The following is a 23,640-nucleotide window of genomic DNA, read 5'->3' on the forward strand; positions in this document are numbered from 1 at the left end:
TCGGCTCACCGTGGGTGTGCTCTCGACTCTGATGCACTGTTGATCAGCTGCTGCCAGTCCTTCGCAATGTTCTCAACCGCCTTCTGGCGCAGAAGGTGTGCACGTGCATGCTCTTCCGGGGTGATTGGACGTTGAGACAATCTGATGATTGCGTCCGCGAAGCTTCTCGGTTCTGGTGCTGCGAGGACGCCTGGCACCAGCGCCGGAACGACCTCCGGCATTACGCTCTGATTTACCGCCACAACGGGTTTGCCGAACTGTGCGGCCTCGAACAGCACCAGGCCGTAGGTCTCGCCCAGCGATGGATGAACCATAATCTCCGCACGGGCGAAGTACTCTGCGGGGTCTTCAACATAACCGCTGAACCACACGCGGTCGGCGATTCCGAGTTCCCGGACCATACTCTCGAGCTCGTGCCGTTGTGCTCCATCACCGACAATATCCAGCGTGTAGCTGGAAGGTAGTAATGAAAGTGCGTGAATAGCGAGACTGAGATTCTTATTCCTCGTAAGAGAGCCAACTGCCAGTAGTCTGCCAGATATGACGCGCGGAGTATCCTGCCGATTGAGATTCCGAACGATGTTCGGTATGACCGCTATGGGCTCACTGAAACCGTAAGCAAGCAGATCGCGACGGAGTGATTCGCTCACGGCCACGGTGGCGTGTGCACGCGCATAGAGGGTGCGCGCGATAAACCGGAGAACTCGGAGATTACGACTGGATTTGACCTGTTCATCGCCAAATGAGTGCTCCCAGATCAGAGCGCCTCGGCTAGCAGTGCGCGATAGAGCAAGTAAGAGTGGAATGGCGGTCCAAGCGCCGCTGATAATCACGACACCGTCAATATCGGCGCGATGACGTAGCGCTCGCCACAGGGTGATCAGCCGTTTCCATCCAGTTACTTTCGAGCCCCATCGCTGGTCAATTATGGATGTCGGGCCGGGGCTATCCGGCGGGTCTTCGTTTGCAAGGGCGACAACGCGTACATCGTAAGTCGACTTCAGGGATTCGATGAGCGACAGGGTGGCCGATTCGAGCCCTGTGAGCGGATATAGGCTCGATACTACGACGGTGACGCGAATCGGACTCTGTGGAAGATTGCAACCTTCAACCACTATTGTCGAGTTCCTCTCAAGGTAGTCAGGTTGTCTCCTTGAAATATACATTGAAAGGCGTGTGAAATTTTGGTCCGCTAGATATCCGAGCGAGATCTTTCAGGGCGGTAGTGGCCAGTCGCAGCATCGTGAAAATACCCGCCCAGGATTGCACTCGCTCACACTCGATGATGCCGAGTGGCTAGCCGTGCAGGTTACGTGAGATTCGTGAAAGCAGTATCACTACACGCAGCATCAAGCCGCACAGAACTGCCGCCTGCACTCCTTGTGCGCCGTCTTGTAGGGCGCCAAATACTGCAGTTGGTAGTAGTACGACGAAACTGACAAGAGTCGCAGAGGACACTGTATTGACTCGGTTGAACGAAGTTGCTACGGCATATGCCAAGACCGAGTTGAAAAGATCAATTGCAATGATGCATGCGATCATAAATGCCATGGAAGATGGGATGACAATTTGTCCGTCGCTCAACCAGTTGGCGAGCGTGGGACTACACACGATAAGCGTCATCCCGGTCGCAACAGCTAAACCGGCGGTGACGAATAGCGCGGCACGGCTGCGGCCCGGCAGAGCGTTATCGGCTGCGCGCGGCACCCAGCCCTGAAAGACAACAACAATCGGATTGAGTCCTGCGCTTACGAGTTGTCGAATCTTGTCGACCAGCGCATAAGTCGCCTGTGCCCAAGGGGCTGCGATGGCGATAATCACAAATGGCGCCGTGAGAAAAAGCTGCGATGTGACCATCGATGCAATGCCATGGCGTCGCGAGACCAGGATATCTCGTAGTGGCTCTTTGGGAGGGGGTGGATCAGCGTCCGAACTGGTCGTATGACGCACCCACAGCGACACGAAGATCAATCCGAGGACCATGCCCCCCGAAGTCGCGGCCAAGCCGAGCAGCGCTCCGTATCCAGCGTGCATGAGGGCGATACCGAAGGAGGTACTCAGCACCCTCGGCACGATCTCAAGCCACAGCCAGGTATACGGCCTCGCCAATCCCGCGAAGTACCAGTTGCTGGTGAGCGATACCAGTGTCGCCGACAAAGCGCCGGCAGCGGCGAAGCTCGCATGCTGATGGGACAGCGCTGCCGCGACGGCAGCTGCCAGCACGCCTACGGGTGCTAGCAAGCTGAGCTTTACCCGAACTGAGTCGGCGTACTCTCTGCGTCGGGCGCCGGTTCCACCACGAGCGATGATCGACGGACCGGAGACGTTCCATCCGTAGCCCACCACCAGGGATGCGACGGCGCCGACTGCCTGGCCTAGCGCGATGGCTCCCCATGCTGCGATACCGTCGGCTCCAACCATGGCGGGGACTGAGGCTACCGACACCACCGCCAACAGCACCGTCGACAAGCCGAAGCCGGCAAGCCGGCTCACACCATTTCCGGCGGCGCGAAATCTGGAGTTCACGCTCGATGTTCCGGTTGACCGTCTTGTGCTAATTCGCCGGCATTTGAGGGGCGCTCGTGGTTGTTCGAGTAGAAAACTGGTGGTTTGTCATGGGCTGATCGACTCTTGGGGCCATACGCGGTCAGCTTCGGCATCCATGGAGTGTCTACTCCGGGGTGAGAAGTGCCTTCTGGAACGTTTCGACTAGTAGTACCAACGCATACGGAAACAAGTGCGAAGAATAGCCACGTTCCAGCATCGATGGTAAGTGGATTCCAGATCGCCTCAATGATCCCGCAGACTGTGAACACGAGCGGCACCACTGCACCACGTGCGATTGATCGATAATTTTCGATGGCAGACCCTGTTACGCGGAACATGACGACAGCCAATAACGCCAACCCGATCAGTCCACCGGAAAAGTAGATGAGTAGATACTCACTGTGAGGAAAGCGGTCAAATGTCTTGCCGAAGTAGCCGGCATGGGTCAGCGCGTCCCACCAATCAATTCCGCGTCCACTTACGGCATACCCAGAAACTGCCTCGCGGCCAAGTATCCATATCCTGCCCCTGTTACTAAAATCTGACAGCTGAGCACGGAAAACCAGCGCCATTCCTATTGCAAGCGGCACTACCGATACGGACAGGGCGACCACAGTAGTTGACAGCGGCGATGATCGGTAACTTCTTTTCGGTTTTGAAAGCAAGCTATTGGTGATGATCAGGGCTACACCGGCGCCGAGTGCCAAAGCCGAAGTCCGCGACATGGTTGCATAAAGTATTGCAAAGAGGAAAACCATCGTGGTGATCGTGGATTTCTTAGACACGTGCGAGGATGCCAACAGCAAAGCACCGGAAATCGCGGCCATCAATCCGAGCAGGTTGCCGGAATCGAAGGGTCCTTGCAGAATTGCATCGAAATCGGTGCACTTAAACTTGCCGCACGGGATGAACGCACCTGGAGTGAGCGGCACGGCGGCGACTACGAAAGCAATCGTGGTGAGTGCTGACGAGAAAAACTGGACAGCCGTTATAGGTCGGTATCGTTGAGTTATTACGAAGGCTGCAAGAGCGATACCAGACACGATACGGGAGAGCGCCGAGTAAGCTGTCTCGTCGTCGGCCATCCAGATATTCACGCAAAACAGCCACGCCCAGAATGCCAGTATCAACCCCGCGGGAGTTCCGTTCATTTTTGGTGCGGATAAGCGCGGTACGGCTTGGGCCCGCTTGGAATCCGTTAGCTCCGAGAGTAGAAGGCTGGCAATGAATCCCGCGAGTGTGGCGGCTTGCAGGATTTCACGACTGCTAATCAGAGTCGTTGCGCTAAATGTCCCGCCAGTTACTATTATCTGGGCGGAGAATGCCTGAGCTCTTGCCCCGGGTTTCCAGGCCTCCGCGATCAGCTGTCGACACGCGAAAATGCTCGCAATCGCCAGGACAGTCAGGGCGATCCATACCAGTGTCACCAGACCGCCCGCCACGACTTAGAAGACTAACAGGCGCCCTTGGCCTTGCTATCGCGTATCTGCGTGTTCTGGGTATCTGATTTAGCCAGCGGCAGGCGACATCTCGAAAATGTAAAAGTCAGCGAAGCTGGTGTGATCGGGATCGTCTGCGGAGTACGGGTACACATTGGGTATTCGGTGGACGAGTCGGAAGCGGGGTTCGTTGGCGTCAATCCATCTGGTGAACTCTCTGTGGCGCACGTGTGGCGTTTGGTGAGGTTGGGACTGGTTGCTGGCGTAGATGATCACCCAGCGCGACGACGCTGCGAACAGCTGCTTCATGTAATCGTTGAACACCTCGTCTTCAACGAGGTGGTAGATGACATCCAAGGACAACACAAGATCCGCCTGCAGGTCATCGGTTACCTCAGACGAATGAAGAAAGCGAAACGCGCCATTACCTGCGAACCGGCGACGGGTCGATTCGATGGCAGTTGTCGATACGTCTATCCCGGTGTAGTCAGGATAGTCCGCCAGCTCGAGCTGGGCGCCGTCGCCGGATCCGAACTCGATGACGCTCCGGATGTTGTTCTCCCTGACGAACGTATTCAGTACCTGTGCTTTGAAATCGGCAAGACGATCGTAGGATCCGGCTCCCGATGTGCCCCCTCGGCGGTAGCGGTCCTCCCAGTAGTTTGCCGACGAGGTGAAGGACGTCCCACCTGAGAGTGCGCTCTTCACTTTTCGTGCAAGTCGTTGCAACGATGGTGTGCTTGTCAGGATCGTCTTGATTTTCAATCGTGTTCCCCTCTGCATGCCCTGTGACTTCCGCCCCCGTTGATTCAACCGCGATTGCCGGCGCCGCGCAGTTGAATGAATGGGCGGGCCGATGTCGGCGCTCGTCGACAGCCGATCCGATTCCTCCGGGTTCTCGGGACCAGGGATCTTCCCAACGACGATGTTCTGCGCGGAACACCTTTTCAGCGGCGTCCGGTGCTTGGTGTCCCAACCGAGATGCCTATCGATCCTGCTGCTTACCTTGGGAATCCGTTGCAACAACCGCATCCAGCAACGTCCATGCAAATGGTTGCGGTGTGCCAGTATTGGCTGACGGTATTCGTTCACGTTTGTCTCAGCGCTTTGCGCCTGGCGATCAGACGAGTGAGGGGCCTTTGATGCGTGAGAGCACAGCTGAGAAGCATGGGCGGACCTGGGTTCCATCTGTTTCGGTCGTCGTGCCGACCGTCGGACGGCCGGAACTCCTGCGAGCACTGTCAAGCGTCCGAGAGCAGACGTCCGATGCGCAGGTCGAGTTGATTGTGGTGCACGACGGCGGGCCGAATGAGGATCTTCCACGCGGAGTGGACGGACTTGCGGACCGTGTTCTGAGGACGAAGGGCCGCGTCGGCGGTTCGCATGCCCGGAACACGGGAATTGCAGCGGCCGGAATGAACTTCGTGGCCCTTCTCGATGACGACGACGAATGGTTACCAACGAAACTCGACGCTCAATTCGCAGTTCTCGGCACTCGGGATCCCGGCCGCACGGTGGTTTCTGGACGCCAACTGTTCGTGGACTCGCGGACCGGCAGCGTTTCGAGGCCAAGCCCGGACAGGCTCATCGAGGAGGACGAGTCCGTGGAGCATTACCTGTTTCGCCGGCGCCCTCCAAGCGGAGGGCGCCCCACGATGACCACGCCGACCTTGCTGTTGTCGACTGAGTTGGCTAGAGCGACACCGTGGGACGAATCCTTACGCAGACATCAGGATTGGGACTGGCTCGTGCGGCTGGGGCGTCAACCCGAGACTTCGTTTGTGCAGGCACCTGAGGCCGTTGTGCGCATTAACCTCGGTTCTGCCGGATCAATCTCAGCGAGCACTGACTGGCGGAGCTCGTTGGCCTGGGCTGACCGGGCACTCAAAGCAGATCGCCACATCTACGCTGATTTTGTTGCGGCGCAGACACTCCGCTATGCACTCGCTGGCCGTTCACGCAGCGGCGTTCGTGCCGCGCTGGTAGCGCTGCGACGTGCGGGGTGTTTGCCGGCGCCTGGACCGGCTGCCATCGGGATTGCCGGCCTCCTGCCGCGGCGCGTGATCGATCGAGTTACCTCGTCGACCGGCGGTGTCCGTTGATGTTCCTGCTATTGGGTGTAGGTGCCTGGCGCCAGCGCTGAGCGCTGGATGGCCTCGCCGCATGCTCGTTCACGGCTCTTGCCGCTGATGAGCGTTGCTAGATGTACTTTCGGTAGTTTCCGCCCCACTGCCGGTCGAGGAAGCGGCTGTGTCGGCCACGGCAGATCTCGCCGATCGCTCGGCTTCGGATTGGCCGTAGTAGGTGTAACTGTACGACGCATCCCCGCGTTCGGGTGCCATCGTGAGCACTGCCCCCAGCGTACGTGCGCCGACATGCTCAAGGTTGGCGATCGCGTGCGCCAGCTGATCTCGCTTCGCTTGACCGAAGCGGGCCATGATGAGTACCCCGTCGGCTTCAGCGGCCAATATTGCGGCATCGGTGACGGCGAGGAGGGGCGAAGAATCGATGACCACGTAGTCGAACTGACCCCGCATCTCGGCCAACAGCTTTTTGGCGGCCATCGATCCAAGCAGTTCACTGGGATTGGGTGGAATGGTTCCACAGGTGAGGGCGGTCAAGCCCGGGAATCGTGTCTTCTGCAGAACATCTGAGAGATCTGCCTTTCCGCTCAGGACGGTGCTGAGGCCGGCTTGGCCTACCAGGTTCAGATACTTATCAAGCTTGGGGCGGCGCATATCGCCATCGACGATCAGTACGTTGTGTTCGGCCTCAGCAAGCGCCAACGCGATGTTGATTGACGATGTCGACTTCCCCTCTCCGGGCATCGAACTCGTGACGACGATGACGCGAGGTGGATTATCAACAGCTAAAAACTGCAAGTTGGTCCGAAGTTTTCGAAACGCCTCGGCAATTGCAGAGTTGTCCTGGCCAAAGGAAATTGGCGGATCTTTTCGGCGTTCTTTATCGCTGGGGATGATGCCGACCATGCCAACGCCGGTTACCTGTTCAAGTGTTTCTCTGTCCTTGACCGTGTTGTCGAGGAGCCCACGGAGGACTGCGACTCCAACTCCAGCGACCACGCCGAATGCAAGCGCGAGGAGCAGGTTGTTGACGAGGTTTGGCGAAATTGGCTTTTCCGGAATCGATGCTCGCTGTTCAACGACAACACGCGCATCAGGTCGAGATCCGTCCTCTGGGGTCTCCAGTTCTCTGACCATGGTCACGAACTCATCGGACAGAACATTTGCGATGTCGCGCGCCTGGACTGGCGATGGATCTTGAACCTTGACGTCTATCAGCACCGTCTCTGGTTTCGCGGTGGCTTTGACTCTGGCGCGAAGTGACGACGCGCTGAGGTCGAGATTCAGCTTGTCGATGGTTCGCTGAGCCAAGGTCTCGCCCATCAGCAGCTCGGCGTATGAGAGAACCCGTTCCTGAGAAAGGCGGTTACCTTGGTAAGTGTCGGCAACGCTGTCACCACCGGATGCTGAGACAAAAAGCCTCGTGGAAGCCTGGTATTGGGGAGTGGTGAGCAGTGTGAAGGCGAGTGCACCCAGCACAGCCGCGGCGACGGTGACGGCCATCGTGATCCATCGGGCTCGCAGCAGTTTCACGAAATCTTGCAGAGTCACCTTTGCCCCTTTACTGCGGAATGCCCAGCCGCGAATACGCTACCCCGCGTCACCGATCGTCCAGTAGTGCCTCGCCGCTTCGAGTGTCCACAGGTCACCGGCCACACTCTGGCACCGAGATTTTGGGGATCACCGCGTCGACCAGTGGCTGAACGGGCACGCGAGCCGCATCGGGCGATGTTGGTTCGGAGAGGCGGAAGCTCAATTCCCCTGACTGGCCAGGCGGGATCACCACCTGAATTTCAAAGGTGGGGTGGCCGCGCTCCGACCCAGTGAATACCTGGACACGCTCACCGTTCGAGAGAGCACTTTCCAATGTCGCTCCGCTTGTCGCAAGCAGTTTGACCGAAGTCAGCATCGAACCGCTTGGCAACTGGATCGGCAAGGTTGGGTTGAGCCCGCCGGTTCCGGCCACATAGCTGGGAAGCGGCGTGGGCGGAGCGTCGTTTTTCAATCGGACGCTGACGGTCGATTTCCGACTATCTCCGCTGCATCCATCGGCCACGTACTCGATCTCACGCTTTAGGTAGTAGTCCATCTTGTTTCCGCCGAGGTTGTTCAGGACTACCGCGGCGTATGGTGCATCGTCATCAGGGACGGTATGCGCCAGGGGTGTCTGTTCCAGCAGCTCCTGCTCGGCGGGCACTGCGCTCCACACCGCGATGCGGCCCTGACTGACGGATTTGCCCAGCGCCTCCAGTAAAGACTTCGGTGAGCCGGTGGAGCCGGTCACCTTCTTGACGACCTCGCTCGCAATGTCCTGCAGATACTGCTTTCGTGCCGCCTGATCGGTGGGAAAGCGAGCGTAGGCGGTCGATTCGGTCAGCTCAACGACATTGTCTTTGGTCACCTGTTCGCCGTCGGGCATGGTCACCGGCCCCACCGCTCCGAGGATGTAGCTGAGGGCGAATGGGTCCAGGGCAATGACACCGTCGACATTCATGCCGGTCTGTTGGGCCCACATCGACTTCCAGATCTGGGCCGCGTACGGGAAGTGCGGACTTAGATTGCTGTTACGGAAGTCGCCGAATGGATTGGCATAGCCGTAGTTCTGGTTGAACTCGGCGCCCAGGTCGATAGGGGTGAAGGGCTTGTCCAGCTCCGTATTGGCGCCGAGCGTGTCGACGGTGGCCACTCCATCGTCGAACCGCAGGACTCCGAAACCGCCCAACAGACCGCCGGTCCCGCGCGCCTCCGCGTTGGTCTGGAACGCCATGAAGTAAGAGCGCGGACCATCGACGCCCATCATCGGCGGGACCAGCTGCGAGGCCACCGCCGTGTTCTCCAACAGCCCGGTGATCTGAGCCGTCTGCTCCTGCAATTGTGTGCGCGCGTCCGACAGTGTCGAGACGTACCGGGGGTCCGAGATCGCCTGTGCTTGGCTGTTGAGCCTTGTCGCCGCCTCCGCAAGGGAGGTCAGATTCGGCTCCTCCAAGCGCAGCAACGCGACGTCGACCCTGCTGCCATCCACCAAACGATCGGGTGACAGTGCCGTGCCGGCCTGCGCCGCCGGCTTGAGTACGTCGTTGGCCAGGCCCAGGACGACATCGGAGATCTGCTGGCCGGTGCGGAAGGGGCTGCCCACCCACGGGATGGCCGAGGTGATTGTCCAAGGCAGTGAGTGCGTGGCGTCGCCGGCCACCTGCGCGTGTTGCTGGGTGTCGTCGACAAAACGGGATGCTGCGTCGGAATCGCCCTGCTGCAGCGCGTCTTTGGCTTGTTGAGCGCTGCTGCGGGCCTGTTCGAGTGCGGCCTTGGCGTCCAATCCGCTCTTGGCCAGCCATCCCACGAATGCCACCACGATGGCCAGGAAGACAAGCCCGCCGATGATGACGGCTCGGCGGTGCCGTTTCAGCCGAGAACGAGCGTCCCCGAGCCCTCCGCGGTGTTCTTTCGCTGAAAAATCATTGTCGTCACCATCGACGGAATCAACCTTGGGCACTCAGCGCGCTTTCCGCATAGATCGGCGCGGACCCACCAAGTGGATCCGCGCCGATGAGACGAGCTTCTGGGCAGAACTCAAAGTCAGGCGCAACCACGCCCGACGGAGAACGTGGTGGTGCCGTATGGGCCGACCCGCAGCGATGCGCCGAACACGCACGCCTCGAGGTTGAGGTTCTGGGTGAACCAGCCGTACAACGGCTTGAGGAATCCGGGCACCAGGCTCAGCGGCTGGAACGTGAAGACCGGCGAGCTCGGCGGGGGAGTCGGGTTGGCCGTACCGAACCACCACAGGTTGTTCTGGAAGATGCCGCGGATGGCCTGTTCCGGAGTGGGCAGCGCGTTCGCCTGGGACGGGCAGCCGGCGGTGACCGAGGGATCGCACTGCGCGGCACCAACCACCGAACCGACAATGGGCTGCGACGGCGCAGCGTGGGCGACGGTGACCGGCGTGAGTGTTGCTGCGGCGGCGAGCGCGCCTGCCGCCAGGCCCATGCTCATCTTGCGTGAAACTGCTGACATTTCTCCCCCTTGGACGGGCCTTTGAGTTGGGCAAAGCATGTCAGACTGGGAACGTCCTGTCAACACGTTTTCGCAGGTTGCATGGCTGTATCGCGGCATCTGGCAACCGTTTTGGACGCCGGCTCACAGGCACTCCATGGCCGACAGGTGATGCTTGGGCAACCCTCACGCAGGGTGGTGGAGCAGGCTCGCTCGACAGCGATTTCATCAGCTCCAAAAGTTTGCTGGTAGTTGATGTCCGCTGGTTCGGTGCAAAGTTAGCTGTGACTGCAACCACGCGTCAGGTTCTGGTTTCGCGCAGACGTGTTTGTCGACCACCGTGACTCGTGCGGCGCTCGTCAGGATCGACCACGAAGGCGCCCCCGCGGTAACCGTCATCGCACGTCGCCGTCAAGTGTCATGGATCCGAGCCCGATATTGACGTTGCTGTTATTTGATGTTGGACCATCTGGATCGGATGCAGACTGCCGCCGCCGCACACATGTCGACGAGATCGGCAACACTCGCCCGTCCGGTCAATGCCGTAGACGCCGTGCCGATGCCGCTGCGTGATTCGGTCGAGATCTCAGTCCACGACCACTGTCGCGGCCACTGCGCGGTGGTCCGAACCCGGCACGGCGACCGCACGAATCGCGGTCACGGTCGCCTTGCGGGTCAGCACATGGTCGAGCGCCAACAGCGGCGGGATGCCGTAGCGGCGTAGATGGTTGGGATAGGTACGTATCCGCCCGGCACCGGCCTGGGCGGCACCGCTGCGGTAACCGCCACTACCTAATAGGCGACGGAACTCCACGACATCGGGGGTGGCGTTGAGATCGCCCCCGGCGATCACCGGTCCGGTCGCCGGCAGTTCGCGCAACGTCGGGCCGAGCCGCACGATATCCGCGCGCCACGACGGGAACGCCGAACGTGGCGGCGGCATGTGAGTGGAGATGAATGTCGGCTCGGCATCGGTGCCCGGCAGGCGAACCCGCGCCCACAACAGCCCTCGGGTAAAGCTTCCGTCGGCGCCGGAGGCCGTGATCGGATAACGGCTCCACAGCCCGACCCCGGCGGCGCGTTCCTTCGGGCGCTGTTCGCAGTGCGGAAAGTCCTGTGCCAGTGCGCTCGACAGTGCCTCGGCCAGTTCCGGTGTCAGCTCCTGGACGGCGATCACATCGGCATACTCGCGGGCCAGCCGGGCCACGGCCGCCGGATCGGCCTTGCCCATCAGCAGGTTCGCCGAAACGAATCGCACCGACACACCGCCCTCGGGCCGCGGGCTGCGGCCCCGCAGCGGAAGCAGGAAGGCGATGGCCGCTGCGGTCGCCACGGCGGCGACGGCGGCCGGCACCCAGTGCCGCCCGAGCGTGAACATGAGCGCCGCTGCCGGCGCACCGAGCATCAGGTACGGCGACAACGCCGCCGTCGCGAGCAACAACCGACCTGCCGCGGGCACCGACCGGGCGACCGCGGCGATCACCGCGCACAACAGCATCAGCGAGCCGAGGATCAGCGTCATGAAGGGCTACGGACTGATGTCGCCGTCGCGGGGGAGGGGACTACGGCTTGACGTAGGTGACCAGGCTGACGTCGAGCGCCTCGTCGACGTAGTAGTACTGGCAGCCGGTGAGGTAGCGCATGTAGTCGTTGTAGTGCTGCTCGCCGGCTGCGGCGATGGCTTGGTCCTTGTTGTGCTCCAGGCGCGCGGCCCAGATGCCGAGGGTCTTGATGTAGTGGTTGCGCAGCGACAGCACCTCGGGAACGGTGAAGCCGGCCTTCTCGCCGTGTTCCACCAGCATCTTGGTGCTCGGGATCCGGCCGCCCGGGAAGATCACCTCGGCCATGAACTTCGCGAACCGGGCCAGCTCGAAGGTGAGCTTCTTGCCGCGGGCGCGCAGATCGTCGGGGTGGTACCCGCAACTGCTCTGGATGGTCATCCGGCCGCCGGAGGGCAGAATGTCGAAGCTGTTCTTGAAGAACTCATCGAAGCGCTCGAAGCCGAAGTGCTCGATGGCCTCGATCGACACGATCGCGTCGACCGGAGAGTGGAACTGCTCCCATCCTTCCAGCCGCACATCGAAGGTGCGCTCGGAATCGATGGAGCTCAGCAGCTGGTTGCAGTACGCCTGCTGGTTCTTGCTCAGCGTCAGACCGATGACGTTGACGTCGTACTTCTCCATGGCGCGCTGCAGCGTGAGCCCCCATCCGCAGCCGACCTCCAACAGCGTCTGGCCGGGCTTGAGGTTCAGCCGGTCCAGGTGCTGGTCGACGTTGGCGATCTGAGCCTCGGACAGCGTGGCGCTGGGTCCAGTGAAGTAGGCGCTGCTGTACTTGCGCGTCGGGTCCTGGAAGACGCCGAAGAAGTCGTCGGACAGATCGTAATGAGCCTGGATGTCCTCGAAATGCGGCCGCATGTCCGTGGTGCCGCTCGACTTGTCAGACATAGAGGTGGCCTGCCCTTCTCGGTGGGTTCCGACTACGCCGTCCACCACATCACGGGTGCCCACTTGTGTGGGCACCCTACTCGCCGGGAATCCGGTCCCCCAGGAACTCCGCAGCGTGTCTCTTCAAAACGGATGTGATCACCATCGCGCCGTTGCTCATGGCGATCCTGCTTTCCCCGACTCTATCGTCCGTGACGCCCTATCCCGTGCGGATGGTGGATATGCGTGCCGTGGTGCGCCGTGTGGACGTCATTGCGGAAAAGGGTTGCCGCGTGCCGATTTCGCACCTGCCATGCAGGTGAGAAGCAAATTGTCCGCATCGTCAGCGCCTTTGCTGAAACGGCATACTGCCGGGGTGGCAAGTCGGCTGACCTACTCTGCCACGTTTCGCTATTCAGTGGTCGCAATGCTCAGCCACTCGCTAGGCAAGTTTGCCCTGAACGTGATTGATCTTGATTTTCAACAGTTTTCGGTGTGCGCCCGTGTTGCGCACGTGTCATTTGACCATCGTGAATTGGTTGACGTCGATATAGCCGGTCCGAAAACCGTTCGCGCAGCCGGTGAGGTACTTCATGTAGCGCTGGTAGACCTCTTCGGACTGGATCTCGACCGCTTGATCATGATGCGCTTCGAGCGCCTCGGCCCACAGATCCAGCGTGCGCGCGTAGTGCGGTTGCAGTGACTGGCGCCTGGTCACCGTGAACCCGGCGGGCACCGCATGCTCCTCGACCTTCTCGATCGAGGGCAGCCGTCCGCCCGGGAAGATCTCGGTAAGGATGAACTTCACGAACCGGGCGATCTCGAAGGTCAGTGGGATGCCCTCGTCGATCATCTGCTGAAAAGGCTTGCCGCAGATGGTGTGTAGCAGCATGACGCCATCGTCGGGCAGCACGCTGTAGGCCATCTCGAAGAAAGCGTCATAGCGCTCGAAGCCGAAGTGCTCGAACGCCCCGATCGACACGATGCGGTCGACGGGCTCGTCGAATTCTTCCCAGCCCTTGAGGTACACCCGCTTGTCCCTGGTGGATTCCGATTTGTCGAACTCGGACTCCACGTGGGCTTTCTGGTTCTCGCTGAGCGTCAAACCGATGACATTGACGTCGTAGCGCTCCAGCGCACGCGTCATGGTCGCACCCCATCCGCACCCGACGTCGAGCAGCGTCATGCCCGGCTCGAGTCCCAATTTGCCCAGTGACAGATCGATCTTGGCCAACTGGGCCTCGTGCAACGTCATATCGTCGCGCTCGAAGTACGCGCAGCTGTATGTCCTGGTCGGATCCAGAAACAACGCGAAAAAGTCGTCAGACAGGTCGTAATGCGCCTGTACATCCGAGAAATGCGGTTCGAGCTTCTTACGTCCGGTCAATGTTGTATCCCCACCGCGACCTGCTACGTCCCCCCGGATCATCGTCGATCCGGCCTTTGCGGTGACTCTACGCGCTGAGGATGAGAAGGCCGAACTTATGCGGAAAAGTTTGCTTTGAGCGTACCGATGATGTCGTCCCAGAGCGGTTCGGGCAGTTCGTGACCCATTCCGTCGAAAAGCACCAGTCTTGCTCCGGGAATCGCGCGTGCGATGGCCCGGCCACCGGACGGTCGCATCAGCTTGTCGGCCTTGCCGTGGATGACCACCGTCGGCGCGGTGATCTGTCGGTCGTATTGCAGCAGGCTGCCGCTGCCCATGATCGCCGCGAACTGCCTGCCGATCCCGGCCGGGTAGTAGGAGCGTTCATAGCTTTCGGCGGCCTCGGCCCGTAGCTGTTCGTCGGTTTTGGGATACCCGGGGCTGCCGATGATCTTGGAAACGCGAACGGTATTGGCGATCACGCCCTCGCGGCTGGTGTCGGTCGGCTTGGACAGCAGCGTCAGCAGTTGGCGCGGGCCTGGCGGCGGCAGGAAGGCCTGGTTGTTGCTGGAGAAGATGGCGGCCAGTGACCGGGTGCGGGCGGCATGCCGGGCGGCGAAGACCTGCGCGATCATTCCGCCCATCGACGCCCCGACGATGTTCGCGCGCTCGATCTTGAGATGGTCCAGTAGCCCCGCCGCGTCATCGGCCATGTCCTCGAGGGTGTAGCCGGCCGGACTCTTCATCCCCACCAGCGATCGGGCCATCCGGGGGATCAGCGGTGCACCACTGCGGGCATGCGGCAGCTTCGACGAGAGCCCGACGTCGCGATTGTCGAACCGGATGACGCGCAGGCCCTGGTCCACCAGCTTCTGACAGAACTCGTTGCGCCACAACACCATCTGCGCCCCGAGGCCCATGATCAACAGCACCGCCGGATGGTCCGGGTCGCCCATGTCGTCGTAGGCGATGTCGAGCTCGCCCGCGCGCGCGACACCCGTACGAATCTGCATACCTGACCTCCAGTTCGCCCGCCTGCTGAATGCAGCGAGCGTCAATGCCGTTGTGGCGGTGGAATTTCGGTGCTAGCTGTCCAGCTCGTCGGAGTGCTCCCGGCTGACCTCGACCATGAAGTTGGCGAAGTACCCGGTGAGCTGCGGGTCGCTCATCATCTGCCAGCGCGGCGCCAGCAGCTTCATATAGCGCTCGACGTAAAGGAACTGCTTGCCGATCAGCACCAGTTCCCGCGGCAGCTTCACGTCATAGGCATCGGCCAGTGTGGAGAGCTGCTTGCCGATCTCGGCGTAGCTCATATCGCCCAGCGAGGACATCGTGAGCGGGGTGGCGAACTTCTCCAGGTCCTTGGCCGCCTGCGCCTCCGGCTTGACGGTCCCGACCGCGCCCATCAGCACGACGATCTTGCCCGCCGCGGCGTGGTCCTTCTTCACCAGCAGCGCGTACACCAGCTCGCGCAGCAGCCACCGGGTCCGCGGATCGATGCGACCCATGATGCCGAAGTCGAAGAACACGATCTTGCCTGCATCGTCGACGTATAGGTTGCCTGCGTGCAGGTCGCCGTGGAACAGCCCGTGGCGAAGGCCGCCCTCGAACACGCTGAACAACAACGCCTTCACCAGCTGCTCACCGTCGAAACCCTGTTTGCGGATGGCCGCGACATCATCGATGCGGGTGCCCTGGATGCGCTCCATGGTGAGCACCCGCTCGCTGGTCAGATCCCAGTAGACCTGGGCGACGCGGATGTTCTCCCCGAGCGGGGAGGCGTGCATATGGGCCACCCAGGCGTCCATCGACTGGGCCTCCAGCCGGAAGTCCAGCTCCTCGGCCAGGTTGTCGGCGAAGTCGGCGACCACGTCCTGGGCGGACAGTCGCTGGCCGAGCTTGGCGAACTCCACCAGCCGGGCCCCGCGCTTGAGGATCTGCAGGTCCGCGGCGACCCGGCGCCGGATCCCCGGACGCTGGATCTTGACCACGACCTCCTCGCCGCTGTGCAACGTCGCATAGTGCACCTGGGCTATCGAGGCCGATGCGAACGGCTTCTCGTCGAAGGACTTGAACAGGTTCTGCGGCTCGTCGCCGAGCTCTTCCTTGAACAGTTTGTGCACGGCCGTCGAATCGGCAGGCGGGACCCGATCGAGCAGGCCGCGGAACTCGCGGCTCAGGTGTTCGCCGAAGGCGCCGGGGCTGGAGGCGATGATCTGGCCGAACTTGACGTAGGTGGGGCCCAGGTCGGCGAAGGTCTGCGGAATCTGCTTGATGACCTTTTGTTGCAGCGACCCTTTACGTAGCAGGCTGCCGGCGACGCGGGCGCCGGTGCGGGTGATCTGCCAACCCGTCGCGCCGACGCGGGCGGCCTCCACCGGCAATGGCACCCGGTCCAGCCGGGCTCCTTCTCGGTGTTGGGTACTCATCTCTGCAGTGTCTCAAAACCGGCGGTAGCGGTAAAAACACGGGTGGCCTGCATCACACGAAGGCGCGCTCCACCTGGTCACGGCTGAGCTCGGGATCGCTGCCTGGCACATAACGCGGTTCGGTGTGCGCGACGGTGGTGCCGCCGCCCACTCGTCGCTGGGCCTGCCGAAACTCCGGAGCGGGGCCGGCTGCGGTGTGCAGACCGTTGATCACCGACCACACGATGGCGCGCCGTCCCGCCCGCTCGATGGGGTTGGGATCGGTGTGCCCGATGAGCTGTTTGGCCCACCGCGGCATGGTGTCGCGGATGGCCCAGTCGACCGCGCTCTGGGGCATCGGCAGGTTGGGTCCGGTGGCCATCGCCGCGCCGTGGGTGAGGGCGAGGCGGGGCAGGTACGAGTGCAGGCATTCCAGCGTCTCGGCCTTCGTGGTGGGCAGGTCGGTGCCGCCCAGTGCATGCCCCACCCTGGTGAACTCACCGTAGTAGCGGTCGAGTTTCTTGCCGCGCAACGGATTCGGATGGTAGAGCTCGTGAGCGGTGGCCAGCCCCCACGCCACGGTGGCGTAGTTCCAGCGCAGCCACTCGGGATCGTCGGCGTCGTAGGTGGCGCCATCGGGTCGGGTGCCCTTGATGGTGTGATGCATGGCTCGCACGGTTCGCGCGACGCGTTCGGCGGTCTCGGTGTTGCCATAGGCGGTGCCGATGAAGAAGGCGATCGAGTGGCCCAGCCGAATCGCTGCGCCCTCGGGATCGATGACCGGGACGGCGGTGCCGTCGGCCTCGCGCTTGACCAGTCGTGAGTGATGCATCCCCATCCAGTAGATGGACGGGTCGAGGCGTTCCAGATAGGCCGCACACTGCAGGCCGAAGATCAGTGCCTCGGTGTGGGAGTGCACGTGCCAGACGGCGCTGCCCGGGCCGAACCAACCCGGATCTCCTTCCGGGCCGGCGAACTCCAGACCCTTGAAGAAGTGCCTGCGAAAGGTCTTGTCGTACCGGCCCTGCAGGCCTTGCTCCAGTACCTGGTGCGGCATGTCCACGGGTGAGCCCCTTTCTGGTCACGGCTGTAGCCAGAATACATTTTGGATACGGGCGTGACCAGATTTACGCTGTGTCGATGACTCGGTGGGCGGGTGTTGCACTGACCGACCGGCGCGCGGAGCGTCGCGCGCTGCTCATCGATGCCGCCTACGCGCTCTTCGGTACCGGTGGCGAGGCAGCGCTGACGGTGCGCTCGGTGTGCCGCGAGAGCGCATTGAACACGCGCTATTTCTACGAGAGCTTCGCCGATATCGGTGAGCTGCTGGGCGCGGTGTTCGACAAGGTCGCCGGGGAACTCGGCGCTGCCGTCGACACCGCGATGGCCTCGGCCGGTGACTCCCTGAGCGCGCGCACCCGGGCCGGCGTCGCGGCGGTGCTCGGCTTCAGCTCCGCCGACCCCCGACGTGGCCGCGTGCTGTTCACCGACGCCCGCGCCAACCCGGTTTTGACCGAACGCCGCGCCGCCCTGCAGGACCAACTCCTCGACGCCGTGCTCGCCGAGGGCGCGCGGCTGCACCCGGGCTCTGATCCCGTCGCCACCCGCGTCGGCGCGGCGATGTACACCGGCGCGATGGCCGAGCTCGCCCAGCAGTGGCTCTCCGGCGCGCTCGGTGGGGATCTGGACATCGTCGTCGACTCCGCGGTGCGGTTCTTCTGACCCCTCTCGTCCGCCGAGAGTGACGCAATGGTCGCTGTAGGTCACGCAGGAGCGACCACTACGTCACTCTCGCGCTGGTATGGATCCGTCCGGGCCGCCGATGCGTCCAAGCAGATGTGCACATTCCCTTCGACGGAGCCGCCGCGATATCGGCCGGCGCGCTGACCCGCGGGCAATTGCGGCACCGCTACCGACCGCTGCTGCGCGGCGTGCACATCCCGCGCGGGCATCTCCCGACGCTGCGCGAACGGATCGACGCCGCACTGCTCGCCATCCCCGACGGGGTCATCGGTGGGGTGGCGGCCGCGGCGCTGCACGGCGCGCGATGGGTCTCTGATACCGAGCCGATCGAGGTCTTCGCCCGGTGTCGACACCAGTCCGGTCTGGTCATCCGCAAGGACGTGCTACCCGCCGCCGAGATCACGATCGTGCGCGGCACCCCGACCACGACGCGTGAACGCACCGCCTTCGACCTCGCGCGTCGGTGTCGGCGTAGTCCGGCGATCGCGCGGCTGGATGCCCTCATGCGGGATGCGCCCTATCGGATCGAGGATGTGCTGACACTGGCCGAGTCGCATCCAGGCGTCCGTGGCCTCGTCCAACTGCGCGATCTGCTGCCGTATGTCGACGGCGGTGCCGAATCGCCGCGCGAGAGCTGGCTTCGGCTGCTCTTCCTCGATGCCGGACTGCCAAGGCCACGAACGCAATTGGTTGTCTACACCGCCGAAGGTCGCTACATCAGGCGGGTCGACATGGTCTGGGAGGACTACCGGGTGGGCGTCGAATACGACGGAGAACAGCACCTGAGCGACCGCACCGTCTATGCCCGCGACGTATGGGTGGGCCGCGAACTGCAGCGGGTGGGATGGCACCTCATCCGCGTCATCAAGGAGGACCGCCCCGGCGACATCATCGGCCACGCCAGGGCGGCCCTTGAGTCTCGCGGCTGGTCCGGTACTGCGCGAGAGTGACGCAATGGTCGCTATCGCCCGCTCCGGGACGACCGCAGCGTCACTCTCGGCCCAGAAAACTAAGATGTTAAACCTCTCAATCGGGACAAATTCGGTACTTCAGAATCTCGACGCAGGTATCTACCGTCGAAAGCATGGTCGATGTCGTCATCTGCAGCCCGCTGCGCACCCCGGTCGGAAGGATGGCGGGTGCGCTGTCCTCACTCACCGCCGCAGACCTTGCGACGACGACGCTGCGCGCGCTGATCGAACGCACCGGCCTCAGCGAAATCGACGATGTCATCCTCGGCAACGGCTACGCCAACGGTGAGGCGCCCGCGCTGGGGCGCATCGCCGCCCTGGACGCCGGGCTGGGCACGGATGTGCCCGGGCTGCAGATCGACCGGCGTTGCGGATCCGGCCTGCAGGCGGTGCTCTACGCGGCAGGGCAGGTGGCCACGGGCGCGGCACGAGTGGTCGCGGCAGGCGGAGCAGAGTCCATGTCGAATGTCGAGCATTACGCGCTGGGCCTGCGCACCGGTGTCCGGCAAGGCGGAATAGCCCTGCAGGACAGGCTCGATCGAGCCCGCGAGACCGCAGGCGGCGCCTCCCACCCGATAGCCGGCGGCATGATCGAGACCGCCGAGAACCTGCGCCGCGAGTACGGCATCACCCGACAGGCGCAGGATGAGCTGGCGGTGCGGTCCCATCGGCGCGCCATCGCCGCCCACGACGCGGGACGTTTCGCCGAGGAGCTGATCCCGGTGACGGTGCCCGGACGACGGGGCAAGCCCGACGTGATCGTCGACCGCGACGAACATCCGCGCGCCGATATCGACCTCGACACACTCGCGGCACTGCGAGCTGTGCGCACCAAGGTCGATCCCGATTCGACGGTGACGGCCGGTAATGCCTCCGGTCAGAACGATGGCGCCGCCCTGTGCGTGGTGACCACCGCCGCCGACGCCGAACGGCTCGGCCTCACCCCGCTGCTGCGGCTCCGGTCCTGGGCGGTGACGGGGTGCCGCCCCGAGACCATGGGCATCGGTCCGGTCGGGGCGACCGCCGCCGCGTTGGAACGTGCCGGACTGACACTCGACGATATCGACCTCATCGAACTCAACGAGGCATTCGCCGCACAGGTACTCGCGGTGCTGGCGGAATGGAAGATCGACGCCACCGATGACCGGTTGAATCCCAACGGATCCGGGATCTCGCTCGGGCATCCCGTAGGCGCGACCGGTGCCCGGATACTGGCGACCGCGGCGTACGAGGCGCGCCGTCGCGGCGCGCGACACGTGCTGGAAACCATGTGCATCGGTGGCGGGCAGGGGCTGGCCGCAGTCTTCGAGGCGATCCGATGACTGCCGTCGAGGTCCACGGTGCCGGCCGGCCCTTACACCATCGACGATCTTGCCGACGATCTGATCGCGCTGGTGGACCGGCTCGGCATCGCGAAAGCCGCACTGGTCGGTTGTCGCTGGGTGGGATGACGGCCATGCGGGTCGCCGCCCGCAACCCGAATCGGGTCAATTCGATGGTATTGCCGTGTACCGGCGCCGAACTCGCCCCGGCCATCGCGGGCTGCTGCGTGGACATCGTGAGATTTGATCTACGGCAACAACTGTCGAGTATCGACGCCCCCACACTGGCGATCACCGGCGCCCTCATCGACCACCTGGAGCAACGATGACACTGAACAAGGTGATACCCAGCGCGGCCGCGGCGGTCGCCGACATCCCCGACGGCGCCAGCCTCGCGGTCGGCGGATTCGGTCTGGCCGGAATCCCGTGGTTCCTGATCGACGCGCTGCTGGAACAGGGCGCCACCGACCTGACCATCGTGAGCAACAACTGCGGCGTCGACGGTGGCGGGCTCGGCCTGCTGTTGGAAGCGCACCGGATCACCAGGGTGATCGCCTCCTATGTCGGCGAGAACAAGGAGTTCGCCCGGCAGTACCTGGCCGGTGAACTGACCGTCGAGCTGACCCCGCAGGGCACCCTGGCCGAACGGATGCGCGCCGGCGGCAGCGGAATCGGCGCCTTCTTCACCCCGACCGGTGTCGGGACGCTGGTGGCCGACGGCGGCCTGCCGTGGCGCTATCACCCCGACGGCAGTGTCGCATTGGCCTCACCGCCCAAGGAGGTCCGCACCTTCGGCGGCAAGCAGATGCTGCTCGAAGAGTCCATCGTCACCGATTACGCCCTGGTGCGCGCGGCCGTCGCGGACAAGGCGGGAAACTGCGTATTCCACGCGGCGGCACGGAATTTCAACCCGCCGGCCGCCATGGCGGGGCGCATCACGGTGGTCGAAGCCGAACGGGTCGTCGAGGTCGGCGAGCTACATCCCGACGCGGTGCACCTGCCGGGGATCTTCGTGCAGCGCGTCGTCGAACTGACCCCGGAGCAGGCCGCGCGCAAGAGCATCGAGAAACGCACGACCCGCGCCCGGCCGAACGCAGAGGAGATCACGCGATGAGCTGGACCCGCGACCAGATGGCCGCCCGCGCAGCCCTCGAGCTGCGCGACGGCGACTACGTCAACCTCGGGATCGGGCTGCCGACGCTGATCCCCGACCACCTGCCCGCGGGTTCGGATGTCACCCTGCACGCCGAGAACGGCATCCTGGGCGTCGGACCGTTCCCCTACGACGATGAGGTGGACCCCGACCTGGTGAACGCCGGCAAGCAGACCGTCTCGGTGGTCGCCGGTGCCTCGTTCTTCGACTCGTCGACCAGTTTCGCCATGATCCGCGGCGGGCACGTCGACGTGGCGGTGCTCGGCGGCATGCAGGTGGCGGCCAACGGTGACCTGGCCAACTGGATGGTCCCCGGATCGATGGTCAAGGGCATGGGCGGGGCGATGGATCTCGTCAGCGGTGCCGAACGCGTCATCGTGCTGATGGACCACGTCACCAAAGCCGGTGCGGCCAAACTCGTTCTGGCCTGCGACCTGCCGCTGACCGGTAAGGCCGTGGTGAGCCGGGTGATCACCGAACTCGGGGTGTTCGACGTGACGGGCACCGGATTCGCCGTCGTGGAACTCGCCGACGGTGTCAGCGTCGATGATGTGGTGACCAGGACCGGGGCACCGGTGACGTTGCGTGGAGTGTCAATCACCTCCCATTGAGAGGTCTAACATCTCGATATGGAGTTGCGTCACCTCCGGTACTTCCGGGCGGTCGCCGAGGAACTGCACTTCGGGCGGGCGGCCGAACGGCTGCACATGGCCCAACCGCCGCTGTCCCAACAGATTCGGGCCCTCGAACGTGAGCTCGGGGTGCAACTGTTCATCCGCAGCACCCGCCGGGTGGAACTGACCGCGGCCGGACGGGCCTATCTGCCTCGCGTGATCGCCCTGCTCGATGGTGTCGACGACGCCGGTCGGCAGGTTCGCCGCATCGAACTGGGGACCGAGGGGCAGCTGACGGTCGGATGTGTCGGTTCGGCGACGTATTCGCTGCTGCCGCAGTTCGTCCGAACCTTGCGCGCCGAACTGCCACTGGTCGACGTGAGTGTCCGTGGGGAGATGCTGGCGCCGGCCCAACTTGCCGCGCTGGCGGCGCGCGAGATCGACATCGCCTTGTTGCGGCCACCGGTGGATCTGCCCGGTGTGCGGGCCACCGTGTTGCGCCGGGACCGGTTGCTCGTCGCGCTACCGCTGGGCCATCCGCTGGCCGAGCAAGACTCGCTCACCGTGGCAGACCTGCGGGATGAGGAGTTCATCGCCCATGTCGGGCAGGGCCGTTCGGTGATGGGTGAGGTGATCACCGGGTTGTCCTCGGCCGCCGGTTTCCGCCCCCGGATCCGCCAGGAGGTCGCCGAAACCTCGACGCTGGTGACCCTGGTCGCCGCGGGGCTGGGCGTCGCGATCGTGCCCGCGCCCACGGCCGCCCTGGACCTCGGCGGCATCACCTATCGGCCGATCGAACCCGCCGACCTCGGCGTCGATCTGATGGTCGCCCATGCCGCCGAGACCACAGCGCTGGTCGACCGCGCGGTCGGGGTGTTGCGTGGCATCGCGGCCGAGGACGGCAGCAGTGCGCGAGAGTGACGCTGCGGTCGCTGGAGGCCGCTCCGGTACGACCACAGCGTCACTCTCGCGCAGTACTAGGAGCCCTTGCCCCACGGGGTCAGCCACGGTGTCGGCTCCCAATCCTCGAGGCCGGCCAACAGCTCGTAGAGCGTCGCGCCGTCGATGCTCTCCCGGATGATGTCGCCCTGACCGGCGTGGCGAGCCAATTCCTCGATCATGTGGAAGATCACCCAGCGCACCGACCATGCCGCGACATCCTTGGGGAACCACGGCACTTCCTGTGGAACCGGCACCGCCGCAGCCAGATCCGCGGTCTCGATGAGGCGGATGGTCTCGGCATTCTGGTCGTCGAAGGCCGCCAGGATCCCGGCAAGGCTCTCGTCCTCACCCATCACGAACTGCTCGGTGTATTCCTGCTGTAGCTCCTCCATCGGGCGATCGTCGGCCGGCGGCAGCTCCGGTGCCGCCGCCACCCGCTCCATCCATCCCTTCTGGCAACTGGTGACGTGCTTGATTAGCCCGCCGATCGACAACGCGCTGACACTGGGTGTGGATCGTGCCTGCTCGTCGGTCAGGCCGTAGGCGATCGCCCGGAACGCGTATTGCTGGGCGGCGACGTACTCCTTGAGTCCGGCACGTTCGTCGGCGACGGGAGGGGGCATGGCGGGCAT

21 protein-coding genes and 1 pseudogene are annotated in these 23,640 nt (G+C 63.3%); 8 read left to right on the plus strand and 14 right to left on the minus strand.

The window, feature by feature from the left end; all coding sequences use genetic code 11:
* Nucleotides 1–5: 5 nt before the first annotated feature.
* The 4 genes from PGN27_RS19015 to PGN27_RS19030 all read right to left on the minus strand — a co-directional run bounded on the left by PGN27_RS19015 (nt 6) and on the right by PGN27_RS19030 (nt 5,078).
* Nucleotides 6–1,115: a glycosyltransferase gene (locus PGN27_RS19015; RefSeq protein WP_335327507.1), complete on the minus strand. Its 1,110-nt coding sequence runs from the start codon at nt 1,113–1,115 to the stop codon at nt 6–8.
* 181 nt (nt 1,116–1,296) lie between these two features.
* On the minus strand, nt 1,297–2,493 hold the full coding sequence (locus PGN27_RS19020; RefSeq protein WP_335327508.1) for a hypothetical protein: 1,197 nt from the start codon (nt 2,491–2,493) through the stop codon (nt 1,297–1,299).
* Nucleotides 2,494–2,522: 29 nt separating this feature from the next.
* Complete coding sequence (locus tag PGN27_RS19025) at nt 2,523–3,989, minus strand: O-antigen ligase family protein (RefSeq protein ID WP_335327509.1); 1,467 nt, start codon at nt 3,987–3,989, stop codon at nt 2,523–2,525.
* Between the two features lie 66 nt (nt 3,990–4,055).
* Entirely contained in the window at nt 4,056–5,078 is a 1,023-nt protein-coding gene (locus PGN27_RS19030) for a class I SAM-dependent methyltransferase (protein ID WP_335327510.1), read from the minus strand.
* A gap of 50 nt (nt 5,079–5,128) precedes the next feature.
* On the opposite strand from PGN27_RS19030, the gene PGN27_RS25745 reads away from it, so the two are divergent.
* Nucleotides 5,129–6,088 carry a glycosyltransferase family 2 protein gene (locus PGN27_RS25745; protein WP_418888617.1) on the plus strand — a complete coding sequence of 320 codons (960 nt, stop codon included), beginning with the start codon at nt 5,129–5,131 and terminating at the stop codon, nt 6,086–6,088.
* Between the two features lie 69 nt (nt 6,089–6,157).
* Here PGN27_RS25745 and PGN27_RS19035 read toward each other — a convergent pair whose 3' ends face one another.
* The 9 genes from PGN27_RS19035 to PGN27_RS19075 form a co-directional block, all read right to left on the minus strand.
* Nucleotides 6,158–7,621, minus strand: coding sequence for a tyrosine-protein kinase domain-containing protein (locus PGN27_RS19035; protein ID WP_335327511.1), 1,464 nt, complete (start codon nt 7,619–7,621; stop codon nt 6,158–6,160).
* Between the two features lie 94 nt (nt 7,622–7,715).
* Entirely contained in the window at nt 7,716–9,476 is a 1,761-nt protein-coding gene (locus tag PGN27_RS19040; RefSeq protein WP_335328785.1) for a DUF4012 domain-containing protein, read from the minus strand.
* A 170-nt stretch (nt 9,477–9,646) separates the two neighbouring features.
* Entirely contained in the window at nt 9,647–10,084 is a 438-nt protein-coding gene (locus PGN27_RS19045; RefSeq protein ID WP_335327512.1) for a hypothetical protein, read from the minus strand.
* Between the two features lie 565 nt (nt 10,085–10,649).
* Entirely contained in the window at nt 10,650–11,585 is a 936-nt protein-coding gene (locus PGN27_RS19050) for an endonuclease/exonuclease/phosphatase family protein (protein ID WP_335327513.1), read from the minus strand.
* A 40-nt stretch (nt 11,586–11,625) separates the two neighbouring features.
* A complete protein-coding gene (locus PGN27_RS19055) occupies nt 11,626–12,510 on the minus strand; it encodes a cyclopropane mycolic acid synthase family methyltransferase (RefSeq protein WP_335327514.1) in 885 nt (294 codons plus the stop codon).
* A gap of 496 nt (nt 12,511–13,006) precedes the next feature.
* Nucleotides 13,007–13,876, minus strand: a complete 870-nt coding sequence (locus PGN27_RS19060; protein WP_335327515.1) for a cyclopropane mycolic acid synthase family methyltransferase — start codon at nt 13,874–13,876, stop codon at nt 13,007–13,009.
* Nucleotides 13,877–13,971: 95 nt separating this feature from the next.
* Nucleotides 13,972–14,868, minus strand: a complete 897-nt coding sequence (locus PGN27_RS19065) for an alpha/beta fold hydrolase (RefSeq protein WP_335327516.1) — start codon at nt 14,866–14,868, stop codon at nt 13,972–13,974.
* A 72-nt stretch (nt 14,869–14,940) separates the two neighbouring features.
* Entirely contained in the window at nt 14,941–16,284 is a 1,344-nt protein-coding gene (locus PGN27_RS19070) for an ABC1 kinase family protein (protein ID WP_335327517.1), read from the minus strand.
* A 52-nt stretch (nt 16,285–16,336) separates the two neighbouring features.
* Nucleotides 16,337–17,326, minus strand: a complete 990-nt coding sequence (locus PGN27_RS19075; protein WP_335327518.1) for an oxygenase MpaB family protein — start codon at nt 17,324–17,326, stop codon at nt 16,337–16,339.
* A gap of 77 nt (nt 17,327–17,403) precedes the next feature.
* Here PGN27_RS19075 and PGN27_RS19080 point away from each other — a divergent pair, with 77 nt between their 5' ends.
* From PGN27_RS19080 to PGN27_RS19110, 7 genes and pseudogenes are all read left to right on the plus strand, one after another.
* Complete coding sequence (locus PGN27_RS19080) at nt 17,404–17,985, plus strand: TetR/AcrR family transcriptional regulator (protein ID WP_335327519.1); 582 nt, start codon at nt 17,404–17,406, stop codon at nt 17,983–17,985.
* 116 nt (nt 17,986–18,101) lie between these two features.
* Complete coding sequence (locus PGN27_RS19085; RefSeq protein ID WP_335327520.1) at nt 18,102–18,956, plus strand: type IV toxin-antitoxin system AbiEi family antitoxin; 855 nt, start codon at nt 18,102–18,104, stop codon at nt 18,954–18,956.
* Between the two features lie 134 nt (nt 18,957–19,090).
* Nucleotides 19,091–20,299 (plus strand): acetyl-CoA C-acetyltransferase, encoded by a 1,209-nt coding sequence (locus PGN27_RS19090; protein ID WP_335327521.1) that lies wholly within the window; start codon nt 19,091–19,093, stop codon nt 20,297–20,299.
* A gap of 12 nt (nt 20,300–20,311) precedes the next feature.
* A pseudogene (locus PGN27_RS19095) lies at nt 20,312–20,601 on the plus strand (alpha/beta fold hydrolase); the annotation flags it as partial.
* A gap of 23 nt (nt 20,602–20,624) precedes the next feature.
* On the plus strand, nt 20,625–21,413 hold the full coding sequence (locus tag PGN27_RS19100; RefSeq protein ID WP_335327522.1) for a CoA transferase subunit A: 789 nt from the start codon (nt 20,625–20,627) through the stop codon (nt 21,411–21,413).
* A complete protein-coding gene (locus PGN27_RS19105; RefSeq protein ID WP_335327523.1) occupies nt 21,410–22,063 on the plus strand; it encodes a 3-oxoacid CoA-transferase subunit B in 654 nt (217 codons plus the stop codon). The genes PGN27_RS19100 and PGN27_RS19105 overlap by 4 nt, the downstream gene beginning before the upstream one ends.
* 18 nt (nt 22,064–22,081) lie before the next feature.
* Nucleotides 22,082–22,987, plus strand: coding sequence for a LysR substrate-binding domain-containing protein (locus tag PGN27_RS19110; RefSeq protein ID WP_335327524.1), 906 nt, complete (start codon nt 22,082–22,084; stop codon nt 22,985–22,987).
* Nucleotides 22,988–23,043: 56 nt separating this feature from the next.
* On the opposite strand, the gene PGN27_RS19115 is transcribed toward PGN27_RS19110, so the two are convergent.
* Nucleotides 23,044–23,640 carry a DinB family protein gene (locus tag PGN27_RS19115; protein ID WP_335327525.1) on the minus strand — a complete coding sequence of 199 codons (597 nt, stop codon included), beginning with the start codon at nt 23,638–23,640 and terminating at the stop codon, nt 23,044–23,046.

The organism is Mycolicibacterium neoaurum (assembly GCF_036946495.1).
Lineage (GTDB): Bacteria > Actinomycetota > Actinomycetes > Mycobacteriales > Mycobacteriaceae > Mycobacterium > Mycobacterium neoaurum_B.